Origin of the sequence: Photorhabdus sp. S10-54 (genome assembly GCF_963878145.1) — a bacterium.
In the GTDB taxonomy this organism is placed as follows: Bacteria; Pseudomonadota; Gammaproteobacteria; order Enterobacterales; family Enterobacteriaceae; genus Photorhabdus; species Photorhabdus kayaii.
Window position 1 is genome coordinate 1 of the sequence record NZ_CAWNXG010000088.1, and the last position, 5,284, is coordinate 5,284.

The 5,284-nt window shown below is 50.0% G+C and carries 1 protein-coding gene; it reads left to right on the forward strand.

The window, feature by feature from the left end; genetic code table 11:
- Nucleotides 1-369 precede the first annotated feature (369 nt).
- The coding region (locus AACQ83_RS23200; protein WP_146747939.1) for a non-ribosomal peptide synthetase at nt 370-5,284 on the forward strand (4,915 nt) is incomplete at its 3' end.

A 5,284-nucleotide genomic window follows, 5' to 3' on the forward strand; every position in this document is an offset into this window, starting at 1 on the left:
AAACACCTTTGAATTTCAAGAACATAAAATGGTGACAGGAATGCAATCTTACCACCATGAGCTTTTGAGTTTATTAGGCGCACAATATAAAGCGGTTTATTCCTGAATTAGGTGCGGAATGAAGGATGGAATGTTTTATTATGGATTATAGGGTCAATTATTTATTCCATTGTCAAAAAAATTAGCGCCAAAAAATTGCCAATTGATTGTTAATGACCGGGATATGGCATTCCGTATCTGAATATTTTGAATTAATGTCAGACATGTCGGTTTTTATTTCTTAAGGGTAAGAAGTAAGTAAACAACATTGATGATAACTGTTCGGTAATGACGGTTTTCAGATTTCTAACAAATTCGTTGAGGTAATAAATGAAAGATAACATTGCTACAGAGGGAAATATATTTAAAGGCAAAGTGTTTTCTCAGGGGGTAGATGAAAATGTCCCGCATCATGCAGGTGAGACATTGATTCCACCACGAGAATGCGTTGTAGTGGGGGGAACAACCCTTGCTGTGTTTTGCGCCGAGCAAATTCTGGCGGCTGGGCATATTATACAGGCAGTGTTATCTACCGATAGTGTTCTACAGACATGGGCTGAACAGCAGGGGATTGATTGGGTTAATTCGGTGGATGAATTACAAGAACATATCCTGTTACAGCCTGTTGACTGGCTTTTCTCCATCGCCAACCCAATCATTCTGCCAGCGTCATTAATTAAACAAATCCGTGGTGGTGCTTTTAATTATCATGATAGTCCTTTGCCACGTTATGCAGGCAGTCATGCAACATCCTGGGCGCTATTAGCGAGGGAAACATCGTATGCCATTTCCTGGCACTGTATTGAAGGCGATGCGAATGCCGGAAATATCGCTGCTCAATGGCCGGTATCGATTGAAGAACAAGATACGGCTTTCTTATTGAATCTGAAATGTTATCAGGCGGCTCAAAAAGGATTTAATGAACTATTAAAAGATCTGAGTCACGGCACACTGATAACTTATCCACAAGACCTTTCGAAACGGAGTTTTTATGCGTTATCACGTCGCCCGGATGCTGGTGGGTACTTATGTTGGGAACAGCCAGGTGAGATATTGTCGGCGTTAGTGCGTGTATTAGGTTTTGGCGAGAATTATGCCAACCCATTGGGTTGCCCAAAACTTTTACTAAAACAGGACACGGTACGAATTTCTTGGCTTCAGCGGTTGGACATGTGTTCTGGGGGAAAACCGGGGACGTTGATCTGTGTGGAGGAGGAGAGCTGGCAGGTGACGACGGGCAGTGAGGATGTCCGGATCGGGGGATTCTCCACGCTGGAAGGCCAGTTGCTGTCTGCCATAGCACTTGCAGAAATATCAGAACTGAAACCCGGTAAACAGTTGCCTCTGCTTTCGTCGCAACAGGAGCAGAATATCAAGAATACTCTTCAAACACTCGCACCTTATGAACCCTTTTGGTGTAAGCGTCTTGCCACCCTGCAACCCGCCCATTTACCTTTCGACATTCCCCATAGGACAACAGAACCCCGCTGGGTAATGAGCCCTTGGCAGTCCGTGTTTCCTCAAAACAGTAAAGATATTAAAGAAGTGTCATGGAGAACGTTATTACAGGCATTCGTTATCTACCTGGCGCGTCTGACCCAACAGACGGTGTTTCAGGTTGGCTGGTGTGTGGGATCAAACGATGACTTATCAAATATGGCATCAGTGGTGCCCATGACCATTGAAGCCGCATTTGATAAACCGTGGTGTGAGGTTGCTGACTCCGTCGATAATGAACTAGCTCTGCTGGCACAGTACGGCACATATAGTCGTGACCTTTTTTCGCGTTTTCCTGCACTGTGCACTATCCCAGAATTAAGAACACGCCATCCATGGTCGGTAGCTGTCTCTGTGGTGCAGGATAATCGGTTATGTGATCAAGAAAGGTCTGGTGAGTTGCTGACATTTCAGATAAATACGCAGGGCGGTTTCCGTTGGATCTATGATGAAAATCGTCTGGATGCGGCAGTGATTCTGCGGATGAGTGAACATTTACAGAGGTTACTGTCATCAAAAAGGACAGATGAAGAAATACCCATAGGGCAGCTTAATTTGCTTCCTGAGGCTGAGCGGACATTGCTACTGGAAACCTGGAATGCAACGGAAACGTTGTATCCTGAGACAGGGTGCATCCATCAGTTATTTGAACAACAGGCGGCGAAAACCCCGGACGCGACTGCCTTGGTGTACGAAGACCAGACCCTCAGTTATGTTGAACTCAATGCTCGTGCCAACCGGCTGGCTCATCAATTAATTGCGTTGGGCGTAGGGCCAGAACAGCGAGTAGCCATTTGTGTGTCACGTTCACTGGCAATGGTAGTTGGGGTATTGGCGATACTGAAAGCCGGCGGGGCTTATGTCTCGCTCGATCCAAGTTATCCTGTCGAACGGTTGGCGTATATGCTCGAAGATGCCGCTCCGATTGTTTTACTTATGCAAAAAAAACTGCTCGGACAGTTGGCCAGTACATTAGTTAATCGTGTACCGACTGTTTTCTTTGATCTGCAAGAAGTTGAGACCATGCCGACAGATAACCCAGATGCACAGGCTCTGGGGCTGGCATCACACCATCTGGCGTATGTGATCTATACCTCAGGCTCTACCGGATTGCCCAAAGGTGTTGCGATTGAGCATCGTAATACCGTGAATTTTCTCCTCTGGGCACAGCAGAATTTCAGCGCTGAAGAGTTGTCACACACGCTTTTCGCCACCTCGCTGAATTTTGATTTGGCAGTATACGAATGTTTTGCCCCCTTAATATCGGGTGGCACGACGTATATTGTTCCTGATGCACTCTTTCTGGCAACCACGGAACTAAAGGTACAACACCCTATCAGCCTTATCAATACTGTGCCATCGGCCATTGCTTATTTGACTGATAGCAATGCGATCCTTAAAACCATCCGAACCATCAATTTAGCGGGTGAAACATTGAAACCGCATATTGTTGAGCGTTTATTTGCCTCTTCTCCGGTACAAGATATTTGTAACCTGTACGGTCCTTCGGAGACAACGACTTATTCGATCTGGACACGGATGAATAGAGCAACGGGTTTTGCTGCCCATATAGGTCGTCCGATTGCCAATACCAGAGTCTACATTCTCGACATGCGCGGTCAACCTGTTCCTCTGGGGGTGCCTGGGGAGATTTATATTGCGGGCCAAGGCGTCGCACGGGGTTATCTGAACCGCCCTGAACTCACGGCAGAGCGCTTTCTGGCCGACCCGTTCAGTGACAAACCCCATGCACGGATGTACCGTACTGGGGATTTGGCGCGTTACCGGTCAGACGGCAATCTGGAATATCTGGGACGCAATGACCAGCAGGTGAAAATCCGCGGTTTCCGCATTGAGCCGGGAGAAATTGAAGCGCGGCTGATGGAACACCCAGCGGTACGTGAGTCGGTAGTACTGATACAGGGTGACGGGATGGACAAACGGTTAGTGGCCTATGTAGTAGCGGAAACGGAGGAGGAGCTGGTGAACCGCTTGAGGGGGCACCTGAGTGCCCGGTTACCGGATTATATGGTACCGGCGGCGTTTGTCTGTCTGAAGAGCTTCCCGTTAACCCCGAATGGCAAACTGGATCGAGAGGCGCTGCCGGCACCGGATAGCGAAGCGTTTGCCCGCCAACGTTATGAAGCGCCGCAGGGAGAAACCGAAACGGTGTTGGCGGCGATTTGGTGTGAACTGCTGGGCATTGAGCAAATTAGCCGACATGACAATTTCTTTACGCTCGGCGGCCATTCCTTGCTAGCAGTGCGGATGATTGAACACCTGCGTCAGTCGGAGATGACGCTGGCAGTGCGCGATCTGTTTCAGACGCCGGTACTGTCAGATTTTGCGCAAACGTTGGGACGGCACCGGGCAGTGGAAGTACCCGCTAATGTAATTACCCCCGATACGACAGTACTCATCCCGGCAATGTTGCCGCTAATAGATCTGACTCAGGCTGATATTGACCTTATCGTCGGGCAAGTGCCGGGTGGGATGAGTAATATTCAGGATATTTATGCCCTGACACCGTTGCAGGACGGGATCTTATTCCACCACTTACTGGCAAGCGAGGGAGATCCGTACTTGTTGACCGGTCTGATGATTTTTGCGGACCGGGCTTTGTTGGACCGGTATTTGGCGGCTATGCAGCAGGTGATTAATCGCCATGATATTCTGCGGACTGCCTTTGTCTGGCAGGAGTTGTCTGAGCCGGCGCAGGTGGTCTGGCGTCAGGCCACTATATCCGTCACTGAACTGACATTAGATCCGGCAAAAGGGCCGGTCAGTGAGCAGTTAAGTCGGCGTTTTGATCTCCGCCATTTTCGTCTTAACTTAAGCAATGCCCCGTTACTGCAATTTGTTATTGCCCGGGAAACGGATGGCCGTTGGTGCTTACTGGAATTGCAGCACCACCTGATTGGCGACCATACAACACAGGAAATGATGCACCATGAGGTCCGGGCATATCTGACGGGGCAGGAGGAAACGTTGCCGACATCGGTGCCGTTCCGCAATCTGGTTGCACAGACCCGGTTGGGGGTAAGCCAGGAAGCGCACACCCGTTTCTTCACGGAAATGCTGGCGGATGTGGTGGAACCGACACTGCCGTTCGGCTTGGCGGAGGTCCATCGTGACGGCTCACAGGTGACGGAATACCACCGGATGTTATCCGCTGAGCTGAATAACCGTTTGCGCCGTCAGGCGCAGCAGTTAGGGGTTAGTCTGGCGGCGTTGTGCCATCTGGCCTGGGCGCAGGTGTTGTCCCGGACCAGTAGTCAGGAAAACGTGGTGTTCGGTACTGTATTGTTCGGACGTATGGCCGCGGGAGAAGGGATGGACAGCGGGCTGGGGCTGTTTATGAATACTTTGCCGTTGCGGCTGGATATAGATAACACGCCGGTGTGGGACAGTGTACAACAGGCCCATACCCGGCTGGCCGGATTATTGGCGCATGAGCATGCGTCACTGGCGCTGGCTCAACGATGCAGCGGCATTGACAACGTAAGTCCCCTCTTCAGTGCCCTGCTGAATTACCGGCATAATGATGTGTCGGCCATCTCCGGTGAACTGATAAGCGGGATTGAAGTTGTTGGTGGGCAGGAACGGACTAACTACCCCTTCGTACTGTCGGTTGAGGATTTTGGTGGTTCGCTGGGGCTGACAGCACAGACGGTTCAGCCGTTTGCGCCGGAGCGGGTATGCGATTATATGCAGCAGGCACTGGAGAGTCTGGCGGAAGCGCTGGAGC